The 26,465-nt window shown below is 65.1% G+C and carries 19 protein-coding genes and 1 riboswitch; of the genes, 6 read left to right on the top strand and 13 right to left on the bottom strand.

The window, feature by feature from the left end; translation table 11 throughout:
• Nucleotides 1-285 precede the first annotated feature (285 nt).
• The 8 genes from Q1W26_RS15235 to Q1W26_RS15200 form a co-directional block, all read right to left on the bottom strand.
• On the bottom strand, nt 286-1,494 hold the full coding sequence (locus Q1W26_RS15235) for an SRPBCC family protein (RefSeq protein ID WP_300441962.1): 1,209 nt from the start codon (nt 1,492-1,494) through the stop codon (nt 286-288).
• An 87-nt stretch (nt 1,495-1,581) separates the two neighbouring features.
• Nucleotides 1,582-2,370, bottom strand: coding sequence for an SDR family oxidoreductase (locus tag Q1W26_RS15230; protein WP_300441960.1), 789 nt, complete (start codon nt 2,368-2,370; stop codon nt 1,582-1,584).
• Nucleotides 2,367-3,800: an FAD-dependent oxidoreductase gene (locus Q1W26_RS15225; RefSeq protein ID WP_300441957.1), complete on the bottom strand. Its 1,434-nt coding sequence runs from the start codon at nt 3,798-3,800 to the stop codon at nt 2,367-2,369. Before Q1W26_RS15225 ends, Q1W26_RS15230 begins: the two co-directional genes overlap by 4 nt.
• An 81-nt stretch (nt 3,801-3,881) precedes the next feature.
• Nucleotides 3,882-5,588, bottom strand: coding sequence for a cytochrome P450 (locus Q1W26_RS15220; RefSeq protein ID WP_300441954.1), 1,707 nt, complete (start codon nt 5,586-5,588; stop codon nt 3,882-3,884).
• A 54-nt stretch (nt 5,589-5,642) separates the two neighbouring features.
• Nucleotides 5,643-6,212 (bottom strand): nuclear transport factor 2 family protein, encoded by a 570-nt coding sequence (locus tag Q1W26_RS15215; RefSeq protein ID WP_300441952.1) that lies wholly within the window; start codon nt 6,210-6,212, stop codon nt 5,643-5,645.
• A gap of 10 nt (nt 6,213-6,222) precedes the next feature.
• Complete coding sequence (locus Q1W26_RS15210; protein ID WP_300441950.1) at nt 6,223-7,371, bottom strand: alkene reductase; 1,149 nt, start codon at nt 7,369-7,371, stop codon at nt 6,223-6,225.
• A 32-nt stretch (nt 7,372-7,403) separates the two neighbouring features.
• Nucleotides 7,404-8,405, bottom strand: a complete 1,002-nt coding sequence (locus Q1W26_RS15205; RefSeq protein ID WP_300441948.1) for an NADP-dependent oxidoreductase — start codon at nt 8,403-8,405, stop codon at nt 7,404-7,406.
• Nucleotides 8,406-8,428: 23 nt separating this feature from the next.
• Complete coding sequence (locus tag Q1W26_RS15200; protein ID WP_300441946.1) at nt 8,429-10,045, bottom strand: GMC family oxidoreductase N-terminal domain-containing protein; 1,617 nt, start codon at nt 10,043-10,045, stop codon at nt 8,429-8,431.
• Nucleotides 10,046-10,276: 231 nt separating this feature from the next.
• A riboswitch (cobalamin riboswitch) is annotated at nt 10,277-10,501 on the top strand.
• A 148-nt stretch (nt 10,502-10,649) separates the two neighbouring features.
• On the opposite strand from Q1W26_RS15200, the gene Q1W26_RS15195 reads away from it, so the two are divergent.
• The 4 genes from Q1W26_RS15195 to Q1W26_RS15180 all read left to right on the top strand — a co-directional run bounded on the left by Q1W26_RS15195 (nt 10,650) and on the right by Q1W26_RS15180 (nt 18,269).
• Nucleotides 10,650-15,035 (top strand): cobaltochelatase subunit CobN, encoded by a 4,386-nt coding sequence (locus Q1W26_RS15195; RefSeq protein WP_300441943.1) that lies wholly within the window; start codon nt 10,650-10,652, stop codon nt 15,033-15,035.
• Nucleotides 15,032-15,469: a MotA/TolQ/ExbB proton channel family protein gene (locus tag Q1W26_RS15190; protein WP_148579788.1), complete on the top strand. Its 438-nt coding sequence runs from the start codon at nt 15,032-15,034 to the stop codon at nt 15,467-15,469. Before Q1W26_RS15195 ends, Q1W26_RS15190 begins: the two co-directional genes overlap by 4 nt.
• Nucleotides 15,466-15,798, top strand: coding sequence for a DUF2149 domain-containing protein (locus tag Q1W26_RS15185; RefSeq protein WP_300441940.1), 333 nt, complete (start codon nt 15,466-15,468; stop codon nt 15,796-15,798). Before Q1W26_RS15190 ends, Q1W26_RS15185 begins: the two co-directional genes overlap by 4 nt.
• 353 nt (nt 15,799-16,151) lie before the next feature.
• The gene (locus Q1W26_RS15180) at nt 16,152-18,269 is read left to right on the top strand and encodes a TonB-dependent receptor (protein ID WP_300441938.1); all 2,118 of its coding nucleotides are present in this window, start codon (nt 16,152-16,154) and stop codon (nt 18,267-18,269) included.
• 71 nt (nt 18,270-18,340) lie between these two features.
• On the opposite strand, the gene Q1W26_RS15175 is transcribed toward Q1W26_RS15180, so the two are convergent.
• On the bottom strand, nt 18,341-18,577 hold the full coding sequence (locus Q1W26_RS15175) for a hypothetical protein (protein WP_300441936.1): 237 nt from the start codon (nt 18,575-18,577) through the stop codon (nt 18,341-18,343).
• A gap of 150 nt (nt 18,578-18,727) precedes the next feature.
• On the opposite strand from Q1W26_RS15175, the gene Q1W26_RS15170 reads away from it, so the two are divergent.
• Nucleotides 18,728-19,057: a hypothetical protein gene (locus Q1W26_RS15170; RefSeq protein WP_300441934.1), complete on the top strand. Its 330-nt coding sequence runs from the start codon at nt 18,728-18,730 to the stop codon at nt 19,055-19,057.
• Nucleotides 19,058-19,127: 70 nt separating this feature from the next.
• Here the strand turns inward: Q1W26_RS15170 and Q1W26_RS15165 are convergent, their stop codons facing one another.
• From Q1W26_RS15165 to Q1W26_RS15155, 3 genes are all read right to left on the bottom strand, one after another.
• Nucleotides 19,128-19,742: a response regulator transcription factor gene (locus tag Q1W26_RS15165; protein ID WP_300441931.1), complete on the bottom strand. Its 615-nt coding sequence runs from the start codon at nt 19,740-19,742 to the stop codon at nt 19,128-19,130.
• Between the two features lie 75 nt (nt 19,743-19,817).
• Entirely contained in the window at nt 19,818-20,714 is an 897-nt protein-coding gene (locus Q1W26_RS15160) for an EAL domain-containing protein (RefSeq protein ID WP_300441928.1), read from the bottom strand.
• Between the two features lie 262 nt (nt 20,715-20,976).
• The gene (locus Q1W26_RS15155; RefSeq protein WP_300441926.1) at nt 20,977-22,218 is read right to left on the bottom strand and encodes a PAS domain-containing protein; all 1,242 of its coding nucleotides are present in this window, start codon (nt 22,216-22,218) and stop codon (nt 20,977-20,979) included.
• A gap of 357 nt (nt 22,219-22,575) precedes the next feature.
• On the opposite strand from Q1W26_RS15155, the gene Q1W26_RS15150 reads away from it, so the two are divergent.
• Complete coding sequence (locus Q1W26_RS15150; RefSeq protein WP_300441924.1) at nt 22,576-25,257, top strand: chemotaxis protein CheB; 2,682 nt, start codon at nt 22,576-22,578, stop codon at nt 25,255-25,257.
• A 38-nt stretch (nt 25,258-25,295) separates the two neighbouring features.
• Here Q1W26_RS15150 and Q1W26_RS15145 read toward each other — a convergent pair whose 3' ends face one another.
• A complete protein-coding gene (locus Q1W26_RS15145; protein WP_300441922.1) occupies nt 25,296-26,216 on the bottom strand; it encodes a class I SAM-dependent methyltransferase in 921 nt (306 codons plus the stop codon).
• Nucleotides 26,217-26,465: the final 249 nt, after the last annotated feature.

Genomic DNA, 26,465 nt, shown 5'->3' with positions numbered 1-26,465 from the left:
TTCTTTGCCTTCTTTCTTGTCGTACAACAAGAAAGAAGGTCGCCCGCCGGGGGCGAGTCCCCGGCCAACGTAACGCCAAAAACCGGAAGGCCGTCCCGCAAGGCCTCACCGGTTCGTAGTTGAATGGAATGAACCACCAAGGTTCGCGCAACGTGTGGAAAGCGCTCCACCCGACAGGCGAGACTCTCCAAGCCCGGCGGGCCGGCCAGTGAGAGTTATTACACACTTAACGCGAACATAGCCTTTATTTTCGCGTTGTGACTTCAGCTGCGGCTGGACTTCGCCTTAGCAGCTGGCTACGGCGCCGACCTTGCCCAGGGGCGCTTCTTCCGGCGTGGTGCCGATTCCGCGCAGGAAGGCCTTGTGCATGTTCTGGAGCGCCGGTTCGTTGGCGCCGAAGGTGCTGAAGTTGATCATGCCGGCGTTGAGGTTCTTCATGACGTTGGCCGAAACCCAGTAATCCTCCTCGTCCACCACCTTGCAGATGAACTCGAAGTGGGCCTGGGGATCATTGCCATCCCAGCCTTTTTCGTCGTTGGTGCTGCGCACATAGCTGCGGAAGACGGTGCGGTGCTCGCCGGGGTTTTCGCCCGGGTAGAGCTTGAAGAACTCGATAGACACCGGCGAGACGAGCAGCGAGATGTTGGGGTAGATGAAGTGCACCAGCTGGAAGTCGTTGAAGATATCCATGCCCCATTCGGCCTCGGGAATCTCCTTGAGGCGCTTGATGCTTTCGTTGGGGAAGGCCAGGCGGTGGTTGCGCCCTTCCGGCCCGAAGGTGTCGAAGGCCGAGGTGTTGCCGATGGAAATGCCGCCCAGGGTGTTCTTGTGCAGCGCCAAAAAGTGGTAACCCTCGCAGAAGGTGTCCAGGGCCAGCTTCCAGTTGGTCTTGAGCTTCCACTCGTGCTGATCCACGAAGCGGGTGGCGCCCAGATCCCACCTTTCGAAAACCGGTGCCATGTGGCCGAGGATCTCGTCCACCGACACCTTCACGTCCGGGTGCATGCCGGCGAAGATCATGCCGTATTTTTCTTCAACCGGCAGGCGCACCAAGTCGTAGAGGGATTTGTCGATAGCGCCGAAGCTCTTCTCTTCCCACACCGCGCGCAGCTTGCCTTTCAGGTCGAAGCCCCAGTTGTGATAGGGGCAGCTGAGCGAGGCCGTCTTGCCGCATCCTTCCTTGAGGCGGGCGGCGCGGTGGGTACAGGCATTGAGAAAAGCGTGCACCTTGCCGTCGTTGTCGCGGGTCAGCAGCACCGGCACGTCGAGATCGTCAAAGGTGAAGTAGCTGCCTTTTTCCGGCAAATCGCTGGAAAAGCACACCAGCTGGGGCTCGTCCTTGAAGATGGTGGCTTTTTCACGGGCGAACAGTGCGGGGTCGGTGTACACCGACGAAGGCTGGCGATAGGCGGCCGGTGCGCTGTCGGTAACGCCGGCATCCACCATGGTCAGCATGCGCTTGATGAGGTCTTTATAGACGTTAAGGTTTTCCATTTGTCTCGCTCCTTTTTGATCAGGCTGGTTTGTTTTTTTATGTAGTGCAGAGTATCCCGTCTTCCGCCCTCCCCCACAACTACCGGTTCAGGTAGTCGGGGTTTCCGGCGCGCCGGGCAAACCTTCGAAATAGCGACCGGTCAGGTTGCCGCCATCCACCACCATCTCGGCACCACACACGTACGAGGCCTCGTCGCCCAGCAGAAAAAGCGCCATGCGGGCGATTTCCTCGGGTTGCCCGATACGCTGCACCGGCTGGCCCTGGTAGGCCTTGTCGAGGGCCCGGGTGTCGCCGTCGAACATGGTGCCCATGCTCGTATCCACGCCGCCCGGATGGATCGAATTGACCCGCACGCCCTTGTGGCCCAGTTCCAGCGCCGCCACCCGGCTCAGGCCCCGGAGGCCCCATTTGCTGGCGCAGTAGGCGCCCATGGAGTTCCAGGCCGTCATGCCTCCGATGGACGAAATATTGACGATGCTGCCGCGGCCCTGCGCAGCCATCACCGGGCCGACATGCTTGAGGCCCAGAAACGGGCCCACCAGGTTCACGTCGATGACCCGCTTGAAATCGGCCAGGCCCGTGCTGGACAGGGCTTCGGAAAAATTGATGCCGGCGTTGTTCACCAGTCCGTCGATGCCGCCCCAGCGCTCGCGCGCAGCGGCCACCGTCTGCTGCCAGCTCGCTTCGTCGGTCACGTCCAGGTGTTGGTAGATCGCCCCGTCGCCCAGCTCGGCGGCCAGGGCTTCGCCTTCGCGCCGGGTGATGTCGCCGATGAGCACGCGGGCGCCCTCGGCGTGAAACAGGCGTGCCATGGTGGCGCCCATGCCGCGGGCGGCGCCGGTGATCAGAATCACCCGCCCGGCAAGCCGCTTCATGCGGCCACCTCTTCGGCTTGGCGTGCGGCAAGGGCGGCCTTGCCGGCCTCGGTGCCGGCCAGGCGCCCCAACACCACCGCGTTGCCGATGGACAAGCCGCCCCCGCCATAACGTTCGCCGTGGAAGCAGCCGAGCACCTCGCCCGCCGCATACAAACCGGGAATCGGCCGCTGGTGCCCATCGAGCACGCGGGCGTGGCGGTCGATGTCGAGGCCGGCTGCCGTCAGCCCGATGATCGCGGCGCGAATCTCCACCGCGTAGAACGGCCCTTTCCTGATCGGGAAATAGGCCGGTGCCTTCTTGAAGAACTGGAAATCACCGCCGGCATCGCAATCCGTGTTGTAGCGCGCCACGGTTTGCTCCAGCGCCAGGCCGTCGATGCCAACCTGGTCGGCAAGCGCCACCAGGTTGTCGGCCACCTTGACGCGGCCCTTTTTGACCTGCTCGCGCAAGGTCGGCTCTTCCCAGGTGGGAATGCTGATGCCGGCGTTGTAAGGGTCGAGATAGCGGGTGTTGGTGCTGGCTTCAACCAGCGCCTGCTCGTCGAAAATGGCCCAGGCGCGCCTGTCGGTCTGCTCGTTGAGCAGGTAGCCGCACACGCTGTAGGGCGACAGTTCGGACATGAAGCGCCGCCCTTCCTTGTTCACCGCGATGATCCACGGTGGCAGAAAGGCTTCGAGCGACTTGCTGAAACCGGAGGTGGCGAGCACCAGCCCGGTATCAAACCCAACCACACCGGCACCGATCTTTTCGGCGAGGGTGATGCCGTCGCCGAGCACGAAGGGCACATCCTTGTGCACGGCCCAGGTCCACTCCCCGTGGCAGGCCGAGGGGTACAGGCGCTGGAGCATTTCCGGGTTGTTGCCAAAGCCGCCCGTGGTAACGATGACCGTGGGGGCGCGCAGTTCGGTGCCCATGGCGCGCACGCCCACCACGCGGCCGTCTTCAAAAATCAGTGCCTCGACGCGGGTGCCGAGCGCGGTGTCGATGCCCCGGGCGCCCGTGGCGTTGATCAGCGCATCGGCAATGCCGGAACCGGCGCCCTGGCTGGAATGTCCGCGGGGCACCGTGTCGACGCCGGACTTGACCAGCCATTCCTTGGGAAACTCGCTGCCCAGCTCGATCAACCACTCCAGCGCCGCGCCGCAGTTGTCCGCGTAGTAGCGGATGATGTCGGGCCGCAGCTTCCAGCGGTTGAGCGTCATCAGGTAATCGTAGAGATCGTCCGGCGTGTCGTTGGCGATGCCCGCCGCCCGCTGCACGCTGGTGCCGCAGGCGTAGAACACCCCGCCCGACTGGGCCGTGGCGCCGCCGAGCTTGCCGTCGGCTTCGATGATCATGCAGCTCGCGCCTTCCTTGTGGGCCATCAGGGCGGCAGCCAGTCCGGCGCCGCCGCCCCCCACGATGATCACGTCGTAATCCCATTCCATGTTTGTCTCCTCTTTTTTGTGGGCCGGACTTCATTCCGGCTCGATACGTTGTTCAGGCTGGGGCGTCGGCGCCCCGCTGTTTCAGGGAATCTTGCTGAAAGCCCACTCGAACACCCGCGCGTCGCCGTGGCGGGCGGTGATGCTCAGCTTGACCTTGCACACCTTCCAGCCGGCGGCGCTGCGCACCAGCTCGCTGGTGTAGTGGCCGTACAGAAAGCAGGCGTAGTCCTCGCCCTCGTGCTTGAGGAAATGGCCGGCGTGCATGTACGAGATGCACGTGGCCGTATCACCGTCGATGCGGTGGCGGTGGTTGGTGCTGAGATGCTGGGTGGCGTCGAAGCCGGCGAGGCCGCGCACCCGGTGCACCCATTCGGCGGCGTCCATTTCCAGGTCGAGACCAGGGTCGAAGCTGGTGTAGTCGATGGCTACCCGGTCGGTCAGGATCGACCGCAGCAGCCCCCAGTCGCGGGTGTCGAGGGCGGTGGCGTAGCTGATGATCACGTCGCTGATGGCGAGGCGGTCGGCGATCAGGTTGTAGGTGTCGCTCATGGTTTGCCTCCCGGCGTAAAGACCAGATCGAGGCGTTCCAGCGTGTGGGCCTGGAAGCTCTCCGACCAGCGCGGCGGCGGCGCAGCCGGGTCGAGGGCGAAGTCGGGCAGGCGCACCAGCAAGCGTTCCAGCGCAATGCGCAGCTCGGGCCAGCATGTTGCCGATGCAAAAGTGAATGCCCTTGCCGAAGCTCATGTGTTCGCGGGCGTTGCGGCGCTCAAGGTCGATGCGCTCCGGGCATTCAAACTTGTTTTCATCCCGGTTGCCGGCGCCGTAGGACAGCATCAGCACCGCGCCCTTCGCCAGCGCCACGCCGGCCAGCTCGGTGTCTTCCCGGACCACCCGGTAGATGTTGGGCACGGGCGAGTGCAGGCGCAGCACCTCTTCCACGAAACCGGGGATCAGCGCCGGCTCGGCACTCAGGCGCTGGCGCAGATCCGGCGTTTCGAGCAGCGCCCACACCGCCGAGCCGAGGGTGTTGGTGGTGGTTTCGTTGCCGGCCACCAGCAGTTGGGTGGCGATGTTGATCAGCTCGCTGTCAGTGAGCAGGCGCCCGTCGATCTGCGCATTGGCCACCGCGCTGAGCAGGCATGGCGCCGGATTGGCCCGGTAAGCCATGGCGTGGCGGTGCAGGTATTGCTGCATGCCGATCAAGAGGTCGGTGAGTTCCAGCTCGCGTTCGGGGGCCAGGTTGGGGTTGATCTGCTCGATGGCGGCGTCCGACCAGAGCTTCATCTGACGCCAGTCTTCGGGCGGCAGGCCGAGTTCGCGGGCGATGACGAACATCGGCAGCTTGATGGCAAAGTCGTCGAAGAATTCGATGCGTCCGGCGCCGATGAAGCCGTCGATCAGCCCGTCGACGATGTCGCGAATGCCGGGCTCCAGTGGAATCACGTTCTTGCGCGCAAAGGCCAGATCCACCAGCGCCCGGTACTGGCCGTGGGACGGCGGGTCGTTCGACACCAGCGTGTGCACCGGCAAAAAACCGTGCTCGGTGTAACGCCGGGCCACTTCGGCGGCCACCGGCGAGTGGCTGCGGTCGAAGACCTGGCTGGTCATGTTGGAGAAGATTTCCGGCCGCGCATTGACGTGGGCGATGTCGGCGTAGCGGGTAAGCACGTGAAAGCCGGTGCCGGCGTCGAAATACACCGGGCTCTCGGCCTGCAGCTGCGCGTAGGCGGCGTGGGGGCAGCGGCGGATCTCAGGATCGGCGAAGCTGATGGCGGGTGTTGTCGTCATGGAGCGGATATCCTTTGCTGTGGCGCTCAGTGCTGCTCGCTCAGTGCTGCTCGCTCAGTGCCGCTCGATATGCCCGAGCACGGAATAGGAGAAGTCGCAGCCATCCCGGGTCGGCACGGTGGCCGGCACTTCCGGGTTGTTCACGTCGATCAGCGGCGTGGCGGCAAAGTCGGCCAGCGTGGTGCGCACCGGGTCCACCCGGTTCCAGTCCACCACCGACTGGCGATGGCGGATCGCCCACACGCCGGCTATGCACTCGAAGCGGTCGAGGTAGCGCCCGCCGGCCACGATGTCGAAGGTCTGCGCACCCTGGGGCGTTTGCAGCACCAGCGACCAGCAGGTTTCGGCGCCGGCCGTGGTGCCGTCGGCGTGCAGGTCGATCAGCGTGTTGCTGACCACGTGGCGGGTGACGTTCATGGCCGCGTGCACCGGCCACAGCCATTCGATGAAGCCCGCGGCCGGGCCGGCATACAGCGGGGCGTGGTCGTCAGTGCCGCCCGGGTGCCAGCACGACAGGGCCAGCGCCTTGTCCATGCGGTCGAGGCCGCGGCAGTAACGGTGGATGACTTCGGTGATGGCCCACTTGGCGGCCAGTTCGTCGTGGGTCGGGGCGCGCACGCTCATGGCTTCAGCCTCAACCGGTGACGTCGGCAGACACGGGCACCAGCGGCGCGTCCGTCGGCAGCAGATCGTCGCGGGTGCTGTGGCCGTGGAAGGGGTAGTCGGTGTAGCCCTCGGCGCCCTGGCTGTAATAGGTGGCGATGTCCGGACGGTTGATCTCCCAGCCATTGCGAAAGCGCTCGGCCAGGTCGGGGTTGGCGATGAAGGCCTGACCGAAGCCGACCAGATCGGTGCCGCCGGCGGCGATCATCTCGGCGGCGCTCTTGCGGGTGAAGCTGGCGACCGTCATGAAGGGGCCGTCGAAGAGCGGCCGCAGGGTGGCGTACACGTCCCAGTCCATGCCGTAGTTGCCCACCTGCAGGTAGGCGATGTGGCGCTTGGAGAGCTCCTTGGTCACATGCGAATAAGTGGCCGGCGCGTCGTCGTCGAAGACGTTGTGGAAAGTCCAGCCCGGCGACAGCTTGACCGCCACGAAGGCCGAGCCCTGGTCGGCGGCGATGGCATCGACGATGGCCAGCAGAAAGCGCGCACGGTTCTCCAGGCTGCCGCCAAATTCATCGCTGCGCAGATTGGTGTTGGTGGACAGGAACTGCATCGGCAGATAGCCACTGGCGGCGTGGATCTCGACGCCGTCGAAACCGGCCTTTTTGGCCAGCGCGGCGCTGCGCCGGTAGTCCTCGATCACCGCGTACACCTCGGCAGTACCCAGCGCGCGGGGCTCCGGGTAGGCGCGCTTGGGGCGTGGGCAGGTCACGGTGTAGTGGCGGGCGGTCGGGTCCGGCTGCACGGCCGACGCGCCGACGGGCTGGGCGCCGTTCAGCATCAGCGGGTCGGACAGGCGGCCGACGTGCATGAGCTGGGCGAAGATGGCGCCGCCCTTGTCATGCACGGCGTCGGTCACCTGCTGCCAGCCGGCGGCGTGGGCGTCGGTGCACAGGCCCGGCGAAAACAGATAGCCCTTGCCCATTTCGCTGGGGTAGACGCCCTCGGTGACGATCAGCCCGGCGCTGGCGCGCTGCTGGTAGTGCAGCACGTTGAGCGCACTCGGCACGCCGTCGAGATGCGAGCGATTGCGCGTCATCGGCGCCATCACTAGGCGGTTCTTGAGCGTCACGTTGCCAATGCGCAGGGGCTTGAACAGCACGTCGAGGGGAGCGGTCATCGTGTGGGGTCTTTCGGTTTGGGGTGCGGGCTTTAGAGGATGCGAACCAGTTGCTTGCCCAGGCTGCGCCCGGCAAGCAGGTCGATGAGGGCACGGGGGGCGGCTTCGAGCCCTTCGGCCACCGTCTCCCTAAAATGGATGCGGCCGGCGGCCACGTGGCCGCTCAGCTCGTCGATGGCCGGCGCCCAGCGCTCCGGGTGATCGCCGACGATGAAGCCCTGCACCTTCACCCGATTGACGATCAGCGGCAGCAGGCGGCGGATGCCGTGGGGGCTGGGGTTGTCCACCTCGGAGATGGCGCCGCACAGGGTGATGCGCGCACCGGGGCGCAGGCGCGGCAAGAGCGCATCCAGCACTTCGCCGCCCACGTTGTCGAAAATGCAGTTCACGCCGTCCGGCAGCGCCGCCTTCAGGCTGGCCTTGAAATCGGCCGACTTGTAGTCGACGCAGGCGTCGAAACCCAGATCGTCCACCACGTGACGGCACTTGTCCGCCCCGCCGGCAACGCCCACCACGCGGCAGCCGGCAAGCCGCGCCAGTTGCCCCGCCACGCTGCCGACGCCGCCGGAAGCCGCAGTCACAACCACCGTTTCACCGGCCTGCGGGGCGCACAGGTCGATGAGGCCGACGTAAGCCGTCACGCCCGGCATGCCGGCCACGCCGAGGCCCGCCGACAGCGGCACCCGCGTCGTATCCACCTTGCGCAGCAGGCTGCCGTCGATGACGCCGAAGCGCTGCCAGCCCAGGTGGCCGGCCACCGCGTCACCCACCGCAAAACCCGGGTGGCGCGATTCGACAACGGTGCCGGCGGTGTCGCCGACCATCACGTCGCCCAACGCCACCGGCTCGGCGTAGGTGCGGATATCCATCATGCGGCCGCGCATGTAGGGGTCGATGGACAGCCACTGGTTGCGCACCAGCACCTGGCCTTCGCCGGGGTTTGGCACCGGGCCGTCTTCGATGCGGAAGTTGGATTCCGTGGGCTTGCCCTCGGGGCGGCTGGCCAGCAAAACCTGGCGGTTTGATTCGGTCATGGAGCGACTTTCGGAAAAGGGGTTCAGCACCCGGCGCGATCGGCCAGGATGAGGTCGGCAGCTCGCCAGCCCAGCGCCATGGCCGGGCCGTTGGTGTTGCCGGAAATGGGGGCCGGCATCACCGAGCAGTCGGCGGCGCGCAGGCCTTCGACGCCGCGCACGCAGAGGCGCTCGTCGACGACCGAGGCGGCGTCGCTGCCCATGCGGCACGAGGCCACCGCGTGGGTGCCGCACAGGGACGCCTGGCGGAACACGTCGAGGATCTGGTCATCGGTCTCGCAACCGCCGGGCAGCAGTTCCTCGCCGACGAATCTGGCCAGGGCCGGCTGGCGCATGTAGCTGCGCATGTACTTGACCATGTTCACCGCGGCCAGGCAGTCCTCTTCGGTACTCAGCCAGTTGGGGGTGACTTCCAGCGTGGCCTGCGGGTCGGACGAACTCACCATCACCGAGCCTTCGCTGGTCAGGCGCAGCAGCTGGCCGTAGGCCGTGACGCCGGGCTTGTCCTCGACGCCGTCGGGCACCGGAAAGTTGTCTTCGCTGCGCGGGTAGGTGAAGGCCGACAGATAGAGCTGGGCGTCCGGGCGGCTGACCTGCGGCGCGGTGCGGAAGAAGGCGCCGACCTCGAAGGGGCCGGTGGCCATCGGGCCGCTTTTCAGCAGGTAATACTGCAGCACGCTCTTCACCAGCCCGATGCCCTGGAAGCGATGGTTCAGGCCCTTGTCGTTCTTTAGCCGGAAAGGCAGCAGAAAGCCCAGGTGATCGCGCATGCGACGGCCCACGTCGGGCGAGTCGGCGAGCACCGGAATGCCCTTGGCGCGCAGGTGCTCGCCCGGCCCGATGCCCGACAGCTGCAGGATCTTGGGGGTCAGGATGGCGCCGGTGGACAGGATCACCTCGCCACGGCAGCGGAAAGTCACCGCCTCGCCGCTCAAGCGGGCCGCCACGCCGACCGCCCGCTTGCCTTCAAACAGCACGCGCTCGACCGCTACGCCGGTAAGCACCTTGAGGTTGGGGCGTGCCATGGCCGGCTTCAGAAAGGCTACCGCCGAACTGACCCGGCGCCCGTTCTTGATGGTGTGGGCGTAGTAGCCGACGCCTTCGTTGTCTTCGCGGTTGAAGTCTTCCTTGTGCTCGAGGCCCATCTCTTCGCCGGCGCGGATCATCGCCTCGCTGACCGGGTAGCGGAACTTGCCGGTGCTCACGTGCACCGGGCCGCCTGCCCCGCGCAGTTCATCGGCGCCCAGTTCGTGGTCTTCGATGGCCTTGAAGGCCGCCTTCATGGCGTCCCAGCCCCAGTTGGCGCCGGCATGGGCCTCCCAGTCGTCGAAATCACCCTTCTGGCCGCGGATGTAGATCATGCCGTTGATCGAGCTGGAGCCGCCCAGGCCCTTGCCGCGCACCCACATTTCACCCGCCGGCAGACCCGGCTTGCGTGGCTGCTGCACCGGAAAGTGCCAGGCGTGCTTGGGCATGGCCACCAGCTTGGCGAAGCCCTTGGGCATGCCGATCAGCGGGCTGCTGTCGTCACCGCCGGCTTCCAGCAGCAAGACCTGGCTCTTGCCGTCCTCCGACAGGCGGTTGGCCAGCACACAGCCGGCCGAGCCGGCACCAACGACGATGTAGTCGTAGCTATCCATGAATACGGTTCTCCTCCAGCGGTGCCGGGCAGTTTGTTTTACAAACAAATTTGATTGTTTGTTTGAAGCCTACTCCGCTCGTGCAAAAAAGCCAAGCATTCCCCTGCCCGGGTTTTGTTGCCTCTATCCAAAGGTCGAGTGTTCGAGCCGCTCCAATCACGCGCCAGACGGCGAAAGCGGGCAGCTCGATCTCACCACGACTTGCCGTCGTCACCCGTTTCCCCGTAACCTCGCGCCCTTGATCCTCCGGGTGCCCGATCCGCTTTCGCGGAAGGGCTAAACGGGAAGTCCGGTGACCTCGGCGAGTTGTCTCTCTCCGACCATTCCGGCGCAGCCCCCGCTGCTGTAAGCCTGACGACTCCATCCATGCATGCCACTGGGCCATTTTTGCCCGGGAAGGCGGATAGGGAAGAACGACGGCGAGCCAGAAGACCGGCCCGAGGACATGAGTTTGGCTGTGCCCCGGGGTGTGGGCGTGGCGAGCGAAAACGTCCGACTTCTGTCCGCCGTCCTGCCGGGGCCCCTGAAGTCCGGCATGCCCTTTCGTTTCGTCTTGTCCCCCTGCCCTGGCGCCACGGCCGATGTTCCCGCATGTGGAGGCAGAATGACAGGACAGGAATCAACGGGTCGCAACGCAGTCCTTTGCGCAGGGCTGCTCGTAGCGTTTGCACTGCTGGGCAGCGTGCCGGCCCGCGCGGCGACACTCTTCGGTGTCATGACCGACCGTGCCGCTCCCGCTGCCGTCGAAGCGGCACGTCAGCATCTGGCCAGCCATCCCCGCGACCGCATCGTCCTGCGCACGCCCAACCAGATTATGGCGGCCAGCGATGCACAGCTTCGCCAGTGGCTCGATGCCGACTCGGTGTTCATCGCCTCGGCCTTCGGCGACCCGGCGCGCCGGCTGATCAACACCCTTCCCGCCAGTCGCGCCGCCACGGTGCTGGCCCTGAACGGCGAACAGCGCCTCAACCTGCAAAGCCGCAGCCGGCTGGGCCGGCTCGAGGGCTTTCCCGCCGAAACCCTGCGCCAGCTGACAGCCGAACAGCCCCCGGCCGACGCCCTCGAAGCCGCCGCAAGGCACCCGGCCGCATCCGCGTGGCTCGCCGCGCGCCGGGTGTGGCAGGCGGACGGCGCCAACAACGTGGCGCGCCTGTTCGGCCACCTGCTCGACGGCAAGCCGCTGCCCCCGGCGCAGCGGGAGAGCGTCCTGCGCCTGCGGGTCGATGGCACCGAACGTCTCGACGAGGCCGCGTGGAATGCCCGTCTGCTGCCCGCTGGCCCGGCCCTGGCCGTGCTCGACCTGTCCAACACCGAATCTGCCACCGCCGCCGCGATCTGTGGTGAATCCCGCCGCCAGGGCCTGCCTTGCGCCGAAGTGCTGACCCGCTGGGGCAGCGTCTCGCGGGAGGCCATCGAGCGTCTGCCCGAACTGCTTGCCCCGGCCAGGCCGGCCGCGCTGGTGGTGGTGCAGGATTTCGTCGTCGGCGCGGCCGAAAACCGCGAGGCCGTCACCGCGGCGTTCAAGAAGCTGGACATCCCCATCCTCAAGGCCATCCGCCTGACCGACCGCAGCGCGACCCAATGGCGCCTGTCGCCGGAAGGGCTCCCGGTGGATTCGGTGCAGTACCGGGTCGCCCTGCCGGAACTCCAGGGCATCGGCCAGCCCATCGTCGTGTCGGCCGTCGGCGCCAGTCGCATTGACCCTCTTACCGGCATCGAGCTGCGCCGCACCGAGGCCATCGGGGTCGAAATCCAGCGCCTCGTGGCCCGCGCCGCCCGCTGGCAGGCCTTGCGGGCCAAAGCCAATGCCGACAAGCGGCTGGCGATCATCTACTACAACCACCCGCCGGGCCGGCAGAACATCGGCGCCGACAACCTGGACGTGCCCGCGTCCCTGTTCGGCGTGCTGCAGCGTCTCAAGGCGGAAGGCTACGACACCGGCGAACTGCCGGCTTCGCCGGAAGCCCTGCTCGACCGGATCATGGCGCGGGGCGTGAACCTGCCGGAAGACAAAACCGCCCTGCATGAGCTGGCGCTGGACGTGAACAGCGTCAGCGCCGCCGACTACCGCCGCTGGTTTGCCGCCCTGCCCGAGCGGGTGCAGGGCGAGATGGTGTCCGGCCCCCTGGGCCGGCTGCACGCCGAAGTGCTGGAAGCCGAGCAGATCGGGGAGCGCAGCGTCGGCCGCAAGCGGGTCGAATCGGTCATGAAGGAACTCCACCACCTGGCCGAAGGTGCCGACCACCCGAAGCGCCAGGAAACCATCACAGGCTTGAAGGCGCTGGAAGCCGGCTACCGGGACTGCCTGGCGGATCAGCCCCGGCGTCGCTGCACCAGCCTGTCGTCCCTGGCCTGGCGCCTCGCCGGCCACGGCGTCGAGGGCCTGCGGGGCTGGGGACAAACCCCGGGCAAGGTGATGGTGGCCGACGGCAAGCTGCTGGTGCCGGGCCTCGTCTTTGGCAAGGTCTTCGTCGGCCCCCAGCCACCACGGGGCTGGGAGGTGGATGAAGAACTGCTGCACGCCAACACCAGCGTGGCGCCACCGCATCAATATCTGGCCTTCTATCACTGGATCCGCGACCGCTTCCGCGCCGACGCCGTGGTGCATCTGGGCCGCCATTCCACCTACGAATTCCTGCCCGGCAAAGCCGTCGGCCTCACTGCCGACGACTACCCCAGCCTGATTGCCGCCGACCTGCCCGGCGTCTACCCCTACATCGTGGACGGCGTAGGCGAAGGCATTCAGGCCAAGCGCCGGGGGCTCGCCGTGATCGTCGATCACCTCACCCCGCCACTGTCTGCCACGCCCCTCTACGACAAGCTGCTGGAATTGCGTCAGGTTGTGGAAAGCTTTGAAGCGGCCAACAGCGAAAGCCTCAAGGCCCAGGCCGCCAAAACCATGCGCACGCAAGTCATCGCGCTCAACCTGAAGGCCGAGCTGGAAGCCTCGATGGCCGACGTGCTCGAGGTCCGCGGCATTGGTTTCGAGGACGCCGACGACGACCTCCTCGCCCACGAGATCGGCCACTACCTCACCAAGCTGCAAGAGAAGTTCATGCCCCACGGCCTGCATGTCTTCGGGCAGGACTGGAGCGCCGAATCCCTCAAGCTGATGGCCGACTCCATGAGCCAGGTGGCCGGCGGCTTTGATGCGGCCATCGCCGAAAAGCTGGCGATCTCGCCCCGCCTCGAAATGGAAGGCCTGCTGGCCGGCCTTGCCGGGCGCTTCGTGGCGCCGGGCAAAGGTAACGATCCGCTGCGTTCACCCGAAGCCCTGCCCACCGGACGCAACTTTCACGCGGTGGACGGCGACCTGCTGCCCACCCGCCTCGGCTATGCCCTCGGGGCGACACTGGCCGACAAGGCCACGGCCCGCCCGCGCAAGAAAAACGCCGGCGTCGACAGCGACGCGGTGATCCTGTGGGCCTCCGACGCGGTGCGCGACGAAGGCGCGATGGTCGCCTTCTGCCTCTCGCTGCTGGGCACCGAACCGGTGTGGAACGCCCGCGGCATCGTCACCGACGTGCGCCTGCTGCCTGGCCGCCCCCGGCGTGACGTGATCGTCACCACCTCGGGCCTGTTCCGCGACCTTTACCCCAACCTGCTCCGGCAGGTGGACCGGGCCGGCCTGCTGGCCCTTGCCGCCTCCGCCGACCTGCTGCTCGACATCCGCCCGGAGCTGAAAGACGCGCTCGCCGCCGCCCTCGCCCCGGCCGGCAAGGGCATCGAGCACGGCCGTCAGCCCCTCGCCGACAACCTCGTTGCCGCGGCCTGGCTGAAGCGCATCGACATCCTTGCCAAGGCCGGCCTCAGCCTGCCCGAAGCCGGGCGCGCGGCGGCAACGCGCATCTTCGGTGACCCACCGGGCGCCTACAGCGCCGGCGTCAATCGCCTTGCCGAAAGATCCGGCGCGTGGAAAGAGCGTGACGAACTCGGCCGCATCTACCTCAAGCGCATGGGCCACGCCTACGGCCTCGACTCCAGCGGCGACGCGGCGCATCAGGCCTTCGAGACAGCCCTGGCCGGCGTCACCCGCAGCTATCACGGGCGGGCCAGCAACCTCTATGGCCTGCTCGACAACAACGACGCCTTCGACTATCTCGGCGGCATGTCGGTGGGCATCGAAACCCTCACCGGACGGCCGCCGGAAGCCTTGATCCTGCAGCACGCCGATGCGGCGCACCCGGAAGTCGAGCCGCTGGCCACCGCGCTGCTGTCCGAACTCCGCGGCCGCTACCTCAACCCGGCCTGGCTCAAGCCGCTGATGAAGCACGGCTACGCCGGCGCCCGCACGATGGGCCAGGAGTTTCTCGAAAACCTGTGGGGCTGGCAGGTCACCCGACCCGACCTGATCAAGCAATGGGCCTGGGACGAGGTCAAGGAAACCTACTTCGACGACAAGCAGAAGCTCGGTCTGCCGCGCTTTCTCGAGCAAGGCCAGAACGCCCACGTGAAGGCCCACATGCTGGCCATCTTCATGGTCGCCGCCGAAAAGGGTTTCTGGAAAGCCGACGAAGCCACCATCCGCCAGATGGGGGGCGAGCTGGCCCGGCTGGTGGCCAGGAACGGCCTGCCCGGCAGTGGTCACGCAGCGCCCAATCACCCCATGTGGAACTGGCTCAAACCGCAGATCGATGCGGCCGATGCCGAAGCCCTGGGCGTCACCCTCGCCCGCGCCCAAGGGGCGAACCTGGCACCGGCGGCACCGGTGGCCGCCTCCCCTTTGATAACGCCGGCATCGGGCAGCACGCCGTCGGCCCCCGCCCCGGCGCAGGCCGGCGCCAAAGTCGACACGCCCGCTGAAGCGCCCGCTGACACCCCGCCGCCCGCGCCCGACCGCTACTACGAACTCAAGCCCAGCCTGGCGCCCGCCGCGACAGGCATCCCGCCGGCCGCGCTGACGCTGGCCCCGCTGATTTTCCTGCTCGGCCTCGCCTGGAGTGGCCGACGCTTTTCCTCCACCCGCAACAACCCGGTAAAACCCCGATGAACGACGCGCTCTCCTGGCTGCACCAGGCCGTTACCTGGCTGCTCACCCCCGCTCTTTTCGCACTCATCATGGCCTGCGCCATTGCCCTGGCCGAAGCCGGCCTGGCATTCGGCGAGCGCTTCTGGGGCCTCAAGCGTCTCGCCGCAACGGGCGATCTGCAGCTCATCCAGCGCGTTGCGCGCCACCGTCTTGAACGTGCCGACCTGCTCGCCCGCATCCCGCCGATGCTTGGCCTGATGGCCACCATCATTCCCCTCGGACCGGGCCTTGCCGCCTTGGGTCAGGGCAATCCGTCCGAGCTTGCCAGCGCCGTGACGGTCGCCTTCGACGCCACCGTGCTGGGCCTCGTCGCCGGCATCGGTGGCCTCGTGGTCGGCAAGCTGCGGCGCCGCTGGTACGAAGAAATGCTCGAAGCCCTGGAGGGTGACGAATGAAATCCGCCCCGCCACCGCGCAAGCGCCTGCGCCTGTATTCCCGCCTCGACGCCCGTTTCGACGACCGGGACGAAGACCCCCGCGCCAGCCTGGTCAATCTGGTGGACGTGATGCTGGTGTTCGCCTGCGGCCTGCTCGCCGCGCTCGCGGCCAGCACCCAGGGCGCGCTGTCGCCGCCGAAACCCGTGGACAAGGGCCAGTCCATCGAACGCCCCGCCGACGGCATGGGCCAGGCCGGCGCCGGCTTCGATCGGGTCGGCGAAGTCTTTCGCGACCCGAAGACCGGCCAGCTGATCCTGGTTGAACCGGGCAAGGCGCGCACACCGTAAGGCTGTGTCCGCCATTGCCTGTGGAATCTTTGTGTCGGTTGCAGGTGTATGCCTTTGCAGGAGCGACGTGCAGGAGCGACGTGCAGGGGCGACGTGCAGGAGCGACGTGCAGGGGCGACGTGAAGGGGCGACTTCAGTCGCCCGCGGACTCCGGTCAACGGCTTGCCTGTGATTCGACGCACGGATGGGCGACTGAAGTCGCCCCTACATCCAGCCCCCGGCATACAGCCCACACATCCGGCCCCTGCATCACACAGGGTGCGTCATCCACAGACAACGATGGCAGAGCCAACCGAAAAGCCGACCGCCGCTGCCCGATCAACACACAGCACTTAGATGTACGGAGAATCCCCTTGCACGCCACCGTTCTCGCTCTTTCCCGCGGCAACGCTTCCGCCATTGCCGCCCTGCTGGCCAGTGCGCTCTCGGGCATCGCCCACGCCGCAGGCGTTCCGACGCTGCAGGAAGTCACGGTCAGCACCCGCAGCCAGGATCTGATCGGCGTCGCCGATTCCGCCACCGAAGGCACGGTCACTGCCAGGCAGCTGGCCAATCGCCCGCTGCTGCGGCCTGCCGAAGTCATGGAAACCATCCCCGGCATGGTGGTCACCCAGCACTCGGGCGACGGCAAGGCCAACCAGTATTTCCTGCGCGGTTTCAACCTCGACCACGGCAGCGATTTTTCCACCCACGTCATGGGAATGCCCGTGAACATGGTCAGCCACGCTCACGGGCAGGGCTACATGGATCTGAACTTCCTGATCCCCGAACTGATTGGCAGCCTCAAATACCGCAAGGGCGTTTACTCCGCCGAGGACGGGGATTTTGCAACTACCGGCTCAGCGCGTATCGACTATCAACGTCAGCTGGCCAGCCCCTTTGCCGACATCAGCCTCGGCCAGAACGGCTACCGCCGTGCGCTGGCGGCAGGCAGCCGGGAAGTCGGTGGCGGCCTGCAACTGCTCGGCGCGCTTGAACTCGCCGGCAACGACGGCCCGTGGCAGCAGCCGGAAAACCTGAAGAAGCACAACGCCGTGCTGCGCCTCTCCGACGGCACCGCGGCCAAGGGTTTCTCACTCACCGCCATGGCCTACGCGGCCAGCTGGACGGCCACCGAACATGTGCCGGAGCGAGCCATCGACAGCGGAGAAATCGGCCGCTACGGCGCGCTCTCCCCCAGGGACGGCGGCAAGACCCACCGTTACAGCCTGTCGGGTGAATGGGCTCGCCCCGACCAGGACGGCGCCAGCAGGGCCGGCTTTTACGTCATCAACTACGGCCTGAACCTGTTCTCGGCGCCCTCGGGCTTCATCAACGGCCCGCAGGGTGACCAGCACGAACAGGCGGATGCGCGCACCGTGTGGGGCGGCCAGGCCAGCCGCAGCTGGTTTCTAGGGCCGGCATTCAGGGATTCGGAACTGAGCGCCGGCATCCAGTTGCGCCAGGACCGCATCCGTTCGGTCGGCCTGTACCGCACCGAGGACAGGCTGCGCACGGACACGGTGCGGCAGGACAGGATCACCGAGACATCGGCCAGCCTGTTCCTCGAAGCCCGCACCGAATGGCAACCGTGGCTGCGTAGCACGGTCGGCCTCCGGCACGACGAAGTGGACGCCAGGGTTACGGCCACCGGCGGCGAATTCAACCTGGGCAACGGCGGCAAGACACGCGCCGGCCAGACCAGCCCCAAGCTCGGCCTCGTGCTCGGCCCCTTCCAGCTGCTCGGCGCAACCGAGTTCTACGCCAACTGGGGGCACGGCTTTCACAGCAACGATGCGCGCGGTGCAACCAGCACCGTCAACCCGGTCGATGGCAGCGCGATCAGCCGGGTTCCGCTGCTGGTCAAGGCCAGAGGGTCGGAAATCGGCATGCGCACCATGCCGCTGCCGGGCTGGAGCAGCAGCCTGTCGGTGTGGCAGATGGACCTCGCCTCGGAGCTGGTCTTCATCGGCGACGAAGGTGTCACCGAGCCCAAAGGCGCCTCACGCCGCCACGGCCTCGAATGGTCCAATTACATCACCGCCGCCCATGGCGTGATCATCGACGCGGATGTGGCCCTTTCCCACGCCCGCTTCAAGCAGGCCAACGCCGACACGGGCGGCACCCGTGTGCCCAATGCCATACCCCTTACAGCCTCGCTTGGCGGCACGCTCGACCCCGGCGGCAAATGGTTTGGCGGAGTGCGCCTGCGCTACCTGGGCGCCTATCCGCTGGAGGAAACCGGCCAGGAAAAATCCACCCCGTTCCTGCTCACCAACCTGAAACTGGGCTATCGCATCGATCCCAGGCTTCAGCTGACGCTGGACGTGCTCAACCTGTTCAAGCGCAAGGCCAACGACATCGAGTACTGGGGCGGCGCCTGTACCCGCAACGAAACACTGTCGGGCAGCTGCGGCGGCGGCATCGACGGCCGGCTGGTTCACCCGCTGGAACCGCAAACCCTGCGCCTGAGCTTGCGCGCCAGTTTTTGAAGCCAGGGGTCGACTTGGCTTAGGCGCGACTTCAGTCGCCCGCGGACTTTGATCAACAGCTTGCCCTTGATTCAATGCGGGGATGGGCGACTGAAGGCCGGAAAATCACTGACCTCCATCCACGCCTTTTCGTCGGCAAGGTGCTTTTCGGCATGCACGATGAAGGCTCGCTGCGTCTGGGCAAAGTCTTCGTCGGCGCAGCTCAGCATGGCATCCACCACTTCGACGAACGCCCGGTGGGTGTCGTCCATGGGGGCGTGGCCAAGCAGGTAATTGTCGGTCCGGGGCAGGCCGGTGATATCCGTCATCGTGTGTCTCCTCAATTGATTATTCGGCGCCGGCCAGCGCGCGTCATTCGGAATTGAGAAAATCCTGCTGGCTCGTTCCTCGGCCTGCCGGCCTGCGACTACCGCCTGCTCGAAGTCTTCTACGACAACGGCTCGCCGATGATCGAGCACATGGACAAGCCGGGCGCCGTGCGCTTCAAGGAATTCGACATCTTCTTCAACAACGTGGGCGGCGAAATCCTCGACGCGGCGCTCCTCAACCTGGCCATGTTCGCCCGCATCGCCTTCTGCGGCGCCATCTGCGCCTACACCAAAACCGGCCCCATCCCCGGGCCCTGCAACTGCTGGCAGATCCTGGCCCGCTGCGCCACCGATAAGACTTTCGACGCCGGAATAAAGCTGTTCGTGTGTAAACATCTTTATTTCGATGTCCAACAAAGCCTTTTCACACGAAAAAGCAAGCAGGTCGGGTTGGCGCAGCGTAAGCCGACATTGAACTGAACATCGATGGCCGTTGATCTGCTGAATTGGACTTGCCGGCCCAAAACCGAGGCTTCACCCCAGTTTTTTCTCAATGACGTAGCGTGTCACACCGGCATTCGAATCCAGGCCAAGTTTTTTTCAGAAGACGTGATCGGTAGGTGTTGATCGTTTTCACGCTCAAATTCATGCTGCTGGCAATTTTCTTGGTTGCCATGCCTTCGCTGAGCAGCAGCAGAAGATCCCTTTCCTTCTGTGAAAGCGTTTCATACGGCATCTTCCTGCCCGTATTCACCGTTCCGGCGAGCAGCTTTTCCGTTAGTCGGGGAGAGAAGTAGCGGGCGCCGGTGGCTATGGTGCGGAGCGCCATCAGAATTTGCTCAGGCGGGCAATCCTTTGTCAGATAGCCTGACGCGCCGTCGTTGATTGCCGGAATGGCGAAGTCGTCTTCGGAAAAGATGCTGAAAAACAATACCGGCAGATCGGATCTCTCCCGCTTGATGCGTTTGAGAACCTCCAGCCCATTCATGTCCGGCAAGTTGATCTCGAGCAGCACCACGTCGCACGCAACACGCTTCAGCAATTCGAAAAGCTCGCAGGCCGTGCCGGCCTCTCCAACGAGGTGTAGATCCTTGGTCGCCCCCAAGAACTCCTTGATTCCGCTTCGAACTACAGCGTGATGATCTGCAACCAGGACATCTGCCATATTCACGATTTTCTTTTACCCAGACCTGATTTCCACACACCACCATCCCCTGCCCCGCGCCAAGCTCGGGGCGCTTCAGGCTTGAATCATCATCGGCAGGGCCGGGCTTTCGGGACACGAATAAGCCAGGCCCACCGAGGGCTGGCAGGTCAGTGCCGGACGTGCGATGAAATAGCCCTGGAACCAGTCTGCGCTGCTTTCCATGGCGGCCTGAAGCTGCTGCGCGTTTTCGATGCACTGGCTGACCACCACCATCCCGAGGCCCTGGATCTCGGAGGTCAATTCCACCAGTACCTGCTTGGCGAGGCTCAGGTGGCCCGCATGGCCGATCAGGCAGCGATCGAGCTTGACAATGTCCGGGGCGAGCGTCTTGAGGCGTTCGAGATCCCAGGAATAGCGGCCGAAATTGTCGAGTGCGACCTGGTAGCCCTTCGTGCGGTAGCGGGCGATCGCGGCGGCCACCTCGGCACAGTCGCCAAAACCGGTATCGATCATTTCCAGCACCACGCGCTCGGCCTTCAGGCCGCAACTGGAGAGCACCGCATCGAAGACCTTGCCCTCGTCGCCCTGGAGCGCCAGCAGGGATTCGGGACTGAAGTTGAGCGCGAGAAAACTGTTTTGCTGGCCGTGCTGCAGCACGAAGTTGAGTGCGTGAAGGTCATGGGCCATGCGGTCCAGCTGGATCAGCTCGTGTTCGGGAGACTGCTCGAAGAGCATCTGCGTCGACAGCCCCTCCCCGTCGGGGGTCAGCTCGCGAAGGAAGGCTTCATGGCAAACGATGTGGCCCCCGCGCCTGACCTGGGGCTGAAACAGCGTGCCAAAAACACGCCCCTTGAAATGGGCTTGCACCTGCCCCCCGGCAAGGGCGAAATAGCCGCCCTCCTTGGTGTGCGGGGGCCGGTGGAGCTGCATATTGAAATAGCGTATGAGATCAGCCAGCGGCATGATGGGCTCCGCGATAGTCATGGGCATGGAAAGGGACACCACCACTCAATGCATTCATTCAGCAGTTGTTCCGGTTATTTTTGACGCTGCCCCTGGCGGAATATGCCGCTCACATCGGTGCATCAAGGCGTTGCCCTTGCGGTGCTTGCAAACGGCAATCCACCTGCGCTGCAGTTCAAATATAGCCCCTGGGCATGGCGTGGGTAATCACCGGGGGGGAGTAGAAAACTACCCTCCTGAAACTACTATCAATGGATTTGTTGCCGTGCGGTTTGGCGCGGCGGCGTGCTCAATCGTCGAGCAGCCGCTCCTGGATCGCGAAGCGGGTCAGGTCCGCGACGCTGTGCAGATCCAGCTTGCGCATCAGCTCGCGCCGGTGCGCGGCCACCGTCAGCGGGGCGATCTCCAGCTTCACGGCAATGTCGGCCGACGTGCATCCGGAGGCGATGAGCTTGAGGATCTGCTTCTGCCGGCGACTGAGCGCGTCACTCGGCTTGCCCGGCGGCGGAGTGCCGGTAGACGCGTCGGGCTTGGAAACCCGTGCCGCGTCGTGCAAAAGGCCTTCGATTTTCTGAAGCAGGCCGGACGATTCGCGCGCCAGCCGCTTGTTGTGACTGATATCGAGAAAGGTGCCGGCCATGCGCAGCGGCTCGCCCGCCGCATTGCGGGCAATCACCTTGCCCCGGGCCAGCAACCAGATCCAGTGGCCGTTCTTGTGGCGCACACGGTGTTCCGATTCGTATTCGCCGGTGTCGCCATTCAGGTGAGCCCCCAGGGCCGCCGTCGCGGCGGCAAGGTCATCGGGGTGCACGCGCAGTTTCCAGTCACTCAGGCTGGAAGGCAGTTCGCCGGCGGCGTAGCCGAGCGTCGCCGGCCACCGCTCGTCGCACACGACACGATCGGACTTCACCTCCCAATCCCACAAGCCCAGCCCCGAGCCGGCCAGGGCCATGGCCAGCCGCTCTTCGCTGATGCGCAACTCGGCCTCGGCGAGCTTGCGCGCGGTGATGTCCACCGCTACCGCGTGACATGTCTGGCCGTCGGGCGCCAGCGTGGCCTTCATGTCCACCACCAGTGGCGCGTTACCTTCCGCGCCAAGCTGCAATTCGCAGGGCAGCCTTGGCTGGCCGGTAAAGACCTGCTCCATGAAGAGGTTGAAGCACGGCCGCTGGGCCGCTTCGACAAACAGGCCGAAGCGCCTGCCCTGCTGGTTTGAACGCTCGATTCCCAGCAGGCTCGCGCCAAGCAGGTTGGTTTGCAGGATCGTGCCGTCGCGTGCCAGGGTGAAATAGCCCACCGGCGCAAAGTCGTAGAGTTCGGTGTAGCGCGCCAGCAGGGCTTCGCGCTGTGCCCGCGAGGCCCGCAGTTCCTCGTTCTGCAATTCGAGTTCGATCTGATGAACCTGCAGCTCATGGACGAGCCGCTGAGCGTCAAGCGCAGCCTGCAGGGGCAAAGCCGGCTGCGATATGCCATTCAGGCGGCTCTCGGCGGATCGGCGCAGGTCGTCGTCAGGGGTGGAACCGGAAGTCATGATTTATTTGGCATTTTTGCCGATTATTGCGCTCAAGCTCCGTGTGAAACGTTACAAAGCGTTTTTTGGCGTACTTCAAAATCAGAAATCACATTAAAACTATATATTTGATAAATTGCCACATATAAAAATCTCCAGCCTCCGGCCCTTTTTGAGCAGACATGCCCGCCGTGGGTCCAGGCTGGCGGGGCGATGGGGTGGTCCTGATCTGTACCATGCTGATTTGTTACCGTGCCTGACCAATCTGGATGCCGTGAGCAGACCATGAAAAAAAGCAAAGCCCCCCGGAAGACCCGCCCCCTTTCCAACTCGAAGGCAACGAATCAAGCGAATGGCGACAATGCCCCGGTAGAGTGCGTGACCATCGTAGGCGTCGGTGCCTCGGCCGGTGGGCTGGAAGCACTCGAAGGCCTCCTCGGGCACGCCACGATGGGCTGTGGCCTGGCCTTCGTCGTGGTGCAGCACCTGGACCCGAACTACAAGGGCATGATGGTGGAGCTGTTGCAGCGCAGCACCGTCATGCCGGTTCGGCAGATCGAAGACCGGATGCGGGTTGTGCCGAACGCCGTCTATGTGATTCCTCCCAACCGTGATCTGTCGATCCTGCACGGGGTGCTGCATCTGCTCGACCCGATCGCGCCCCACGGGCTGAGATTGCCCATCGACCATTTTTTCCGGGCGCTGGCCGATGACCAGCAGGGGCGCAGCATTGGCGTCGTGCTCTCGGGCATGGGCTCGGACGGCACGCTGGGGCTGCGCGCCATCAAGGAAAAAGGCGGTGCGGCCTTTGTGCAGAGTGTCGATTCAGCCAAGTTCGATGGCATGCCGCGCAGCGTCATCGAGGCCGGACTGGCCGACGTGGTGGCGCCTGCCGAAGAACTGGCAAGCCGGATTGCCACCTATGTGCAGCACATGCCGCGGGGCTCCGGCGACTCCGAGCCGGCCTCCACGCCCCTGAGCAGCACCGACCCGGACAGCCTCGAAAAGGTGCTGCTCCTGCTGCGCGCCCAGACCGGCCACGATTTTTCCGCTTACAAAAAGAGCACCCTTTACCGCCGGATCGAACGGCGGATCGGCCTGCACCAACTGTCCGGCACCGACGACTACGTGCATTACCTGCGCGAAAACCCCCATGAGGCGGACCTCCTGTTCAACGAACTCCTGATCAGCGTGACCCACTTCTTCCGTGATCCGGCGGTGTGGGAGCACATCAAGACCGATGTCATCCCGGCGCTGATGGCGGCCCATCCGGATGGCGGCGTGCTGCGGGCCTGGAGCGCGGGCTGCGCAACCGGCGAAGAGGCCTATTCGCTGGCCATGGTGTTCCGCGAGGCGCTGGATGAGCTGAAACCTGTGGCCCGGTATTCGCTGCAGATCTTCGCCTCGGACATACAGCCCGATGTGATCGAGCAGGCGCGCAGCGGCGTCTATCCGCAGAGCATCGCCGCCGATGTCACGGAAGAACGCCTGCGCCGGTTTTTCGTGCAGGATGAGTACGGCTACAAAGTGAGCAAGAGCGTCCGTGAGATGGTGATCTTCGCCACCCAGAACGTCATCACGGATCCGCCCTTTACCAAGCTTGATCTGCTTGTGTGCCGCAACCTGCTGATTTACCTGGATGCCAGCCTGCAGAGCCGGCTTCTGCCGATCTTCCATTACTGCCTCAACCCCGGTGGTGTCCTGGTGCTGGGAAGCTCGGAAACGGCGGGCCAGGCTGCCGATCTGTTCATGCTCCTGCCGGGCAGGAACCGCATTTACCAGCGTCGGGACGTAGCCGTGCGGGCCAGGCTGACCGGGTTTTCGGGCTCGCCCGGCCGCAGCAGCGTTGCGATAGGCGCCGCGCAGCAGCTTTCGCCAACCACCAACCCGCCCAGCCTGCAGGACTGCATCGAAGGACTGCTGCTGCAGCAATATTGTCCGGTGGCCGTGCTCACTGCCAGCACCGGTGATCTGGTCTATCTGAGTGGCAAGACCGGCCAATACCTTGAGCCTGCCGTCGGAAAAGCCAACCTGAACATCTTTGCAATGGCCCGCGAGGGCCTGGCCGCGCCGCTGAACATCGCCTTCGCCCAGGCCCTGCGCAGCAACGAGATCGTCAAGCTGAAAGCGCTCGAGGTGGGATCAAACGGCGGCACCCAGTTCGTGGATGTCACCGTCCATCCCCTGAGCGAACCGGCGGCGATGCGGGGCATGGTGCTGATTGTCTTTTCCAGCGTGACGCCGGTTCAGGCAGCGCCCGCACCGGCAATCGCCGTGAACCACGGCCTCCAGAAAGCCACCGTTCCCGGCAGCCGGCTGGCCGCCGTGCAGCAGGAACTGCAGCACGCCCACGAAGAGCTGCAGGCCACCCGTGAAGAAATGCAAAGCTCTCAGGAGGAATTGAAATCCGCCAACGAAGAGCTGCAATCCACCAACGAGGAACTCCAGAGCACCAATGAAGAGCTGACCACCTCGCGGGAAGAAATGCAGTCGATGAACGAGGAACTGCAAACGGTCAATCACGAATTGCAGGCCCGGCTGGACGAGTTGTCGCGCACCAGTGACGACATGAAAAACCTCCTCAACAGCACCGACATCGCCACCCTCTTTCTCGACGACGCCCTCCGGGTGCGCCGCTTCACCCCCAGGACAGCCAGCATCATCAAGCTGATTCCGGGCGACGCCGGGCGGCTGGTCACCGATCTTGTCACCCAGCTGGACTATCCGGCGATGGCCGAGGATGTACGCGAGGTATTACGCTCGCTGGTGTTCCAGGAACACCAGGTTGCCAGCCGCGACGGGCGCTGGTTCACGGCGCGCATCATGCCCTACCGCACCCAGGACAACCGTATCGACGGCGTGGTGATGACCTTCGTCGACATTACCGCGAGCAAGAAGCTCGAAGCGGCCCTGCGCGAGGCCCTGGGCGTGCTGCAGGGCGCTACCGAACAAGTCGGGGCGCCTGAACACGAAGCCCAGCTGCAGCGCCTGGTTAAAACAAGCCGGGCCGTGCTGGAGAACTGCGTTGCGGGTCAGGCGCCGGGCCGATCCCGGAGCTGACGCATGCGAGACGCTGGTTTTCGGCGGTATCAGCCGGATCAATCCGGCGACTTGTATACGAGCACCTTCAGCGAGCGCTCGCTGGAAACATCGGCAAACTCCGGCGGATTGGGCAGGCGCTGCTCGAAGCTTAATTGGGGCGCCAGCGCCTGCATCTGATCCGTTAAAAAGGCGACGCCCAGCTTCGGCGAATTAAGGCACAGCAGCGCATGCCCGCCGGGGGCCAGCAGATCTGGCAGGCGGCGCATCAGGCGGGCGTAATCCTTTTCGGCGATGAAGCTGCCTTTCTGGTAGCTGGGCGGATCGAGAATGATCAAGTCGTAAGGGCCGTCGCGACCGATCTTGCCCCACGAGCTGAAGATGTCGTGAGGCAGAAAGCGGGCGCCGAGCGTGAGGCCGTTGAGCAGGTGGTTGCGCTTGCCGATGGCCAGCGCGCCGTCGCTCATGTCCATGTTGATCACCTGCCCGGCGCCGGCCTGCAACGCAACAACCGAAAAAGCGCAACTGTAGGCAAACAGATTGAGCACCTTCAGCCCCGGGCGGGCTGCCGCATGCTCGCGCACCCAACGCCTGCCCTCGGCCATGTCGAGAAAGAAGCCGTGGTTCAGCCCCTTGAGCAGATGAACCCGAAAATGCGTTCCGTTTTCTGTAACCACGTGGGGCTCGGGAACGCTCCCGGCCATCAGGCGTGTTTCGGCCCGGGCTTCGCAGCGGTACTGAAAGACCCAGTTCAGGGGCGCTTCGGGGGTGAGCTGTGCCCAGCGTTCCGCCAAGGCGGCATGGAGTGTGGCGAGTTCGGCATCCGTCACCGGCAGAAAGCTGGTCACCACCCAGACCGGCGGAAACGCGTCCAGCGTCCAGTGTTCGCAGCCGGGGTAAAGCCCCCCTCGCCCGTGAAACACGCGCCCGGCATCGGTGGGAAGGGTCATTGTTGCGATGGCGTCGAGCAAGGCTTGCATGGGGGATGGCGTACGGATGAGCTATAAGAAATCGATCCGGCAACAAAAAGGCCAACCGTCGTGGCTGGCCCCGATGCGCGGAAACATTGAACAGCGTTTGAACTGCGGTCGAACCGCGGCCCGAATTCTATGGGATGCGGCCCGGGTTTTCCAGGCGGCACCCGACACGGGGCAGGCCCGCTAAGCGATCAGAATCAAACTATGAATCGCATTGCTAAAACCAATTGGGTCGATCCTTGCCCAAGCCCT

This window comes from Zoogloea sp. (genome assembly GCF_030157465.1).
Classification (GTDB): Bacteria; Pseudomonadota; Gammaproteobacteria; order Burkholderiales; family Rhodocyclaceae; genus Zoogloea.
The sequence above is the reverse complement of the archived record's forward strand: the minus strand, read 5'-3'. Positions and strand labels throughout refer to the sequence as shown.

Excerpts from the sequence above, each read along its gene's own strand:
- Q1W26_RS15190 (WP_148579788.1), top strand. The coding sequence starts at position 15,032 with ATGAACGACGCGCTCTCCTGGCTGCACCAGGCCGTTACCTGGCTGCTC.
- Q1W26_RS15210 (WP_300441950.1), bottom strand. The coding sequence starts at position 7,371 with ATGACCGCTCCCCTCGACGTGCTGTTCAAGCCCCTGCGCATTGGCAAC.
- Q1W26_RS15225 (WP_300441957.1), bottom strand. The coding sequence starts at position 3,800 with ATGGAATGGGATTACGACGTGATCATCGTGGGGGGCGGCGGCGCCGGA.
- Q1W26_RS15145 (WP_300441922.1), bottom strand. The coding sequence starts at position 26,216 with ATGCAAGCCTTGCTCGACGCCATCGCAACAATGACCCTTCCCACCGAT.
- Q1W26_RS15215 (WP_300441952.1), bottom strand. The coding sequence starts at position 6,212 with ATGAGCGTGCGCGCCCCGACCCACGACGAACTGGCCGCCAAGTGGGCC.
- Q1W26_RS15175 (WP_300441936.1), bottom strand. The coding sequence starts at position 18,577 with ATGACGGATATCACCGGCCTGCCCCGGACCGACAATTACCTGCTTGGC.
- Q1W26_RS15160 (WP_300441928.1), bottom strand. The coding sequence starts at position 20,714 with ATGCCCATGACTATCGCGGAGCCCATCATGCCGCTGGCTGATCTCATA.
- Q1W26_RS15195 (WP_300441943.1), top strand. The coding sequence starts at position 10,650 with ATGACAGGACAGGAATCAACGGGTCGCAACGCAGTCCTTTGCGCAGGG.
- Q1W26_RS15170 (WP_300441934.1), top strand. The coding sequence starts at position 18,728 with ATGGACAAGCCGGGCGCCGTGCGCTTCAAGGAATTCGACATCTTCTTC.
- Q1W26_RS15165 (WP_300441931.1), bottom strand. The coding sequence starts at position 19,742 with ATGGCAGATGTCCTGGTTGCAGATCATCACGCTGTAGTTCGAAGCGGA.
- Q1W26_RS15155 (WP_300441926.1), bottom strand. The coding sequence starts at position 22,218 with ATGACTTCCGGTTCCACCCCTGACGACGACCTGCGCCGATCCGCCGAG.
- Q1W26_RS15185 (WP_300441940.1), top strand. The coding sequence starts at position 15,466 with ATGAAATCCGCCCCGCCACCGCGCAAGCGCCTGCGCCTGTATTCCCGC.
- Q1W26_RS15200 (WP_300441946.1), bottom strand. The coding sequence starts at position 10,045 with ATGGATAGCTACGACTACATCGTCGTTGGTGCCGGCTCGGCCGGCTGT.
- Q1W26_RS15205 (WP_300441948.1), bottom strand. The coding sequence starts at position 8,405 with ATGACCGAATCAAACCGCCAGGTTTTGCTGGCCAGCCGCCCCGAGGGC.
- Q1W26_RS15235 (WP_300441962.1), bottom strand. The coding sequence starts at position 1,494 with ATGGAAAACCTTAACGTCTATAAAGACCTCATCAAGCGCATGCTGACC.
- Q1W26_RS15230 (WP_300441960.1), bottom strand. The coding sequence starts at position 2,370 with ATGAAGCGGCTTGCCGGGCGGGTGATTCTGATCACCGGCGCCGCCCGC.
- Q1W26_RS15220 (WP_300441954.1), bottom strand. The coding sequence starts at position 5,588 with ATGACGACAACACCCGCCATCAGCTTCGCCGATCCTGAGATCCGCCGC.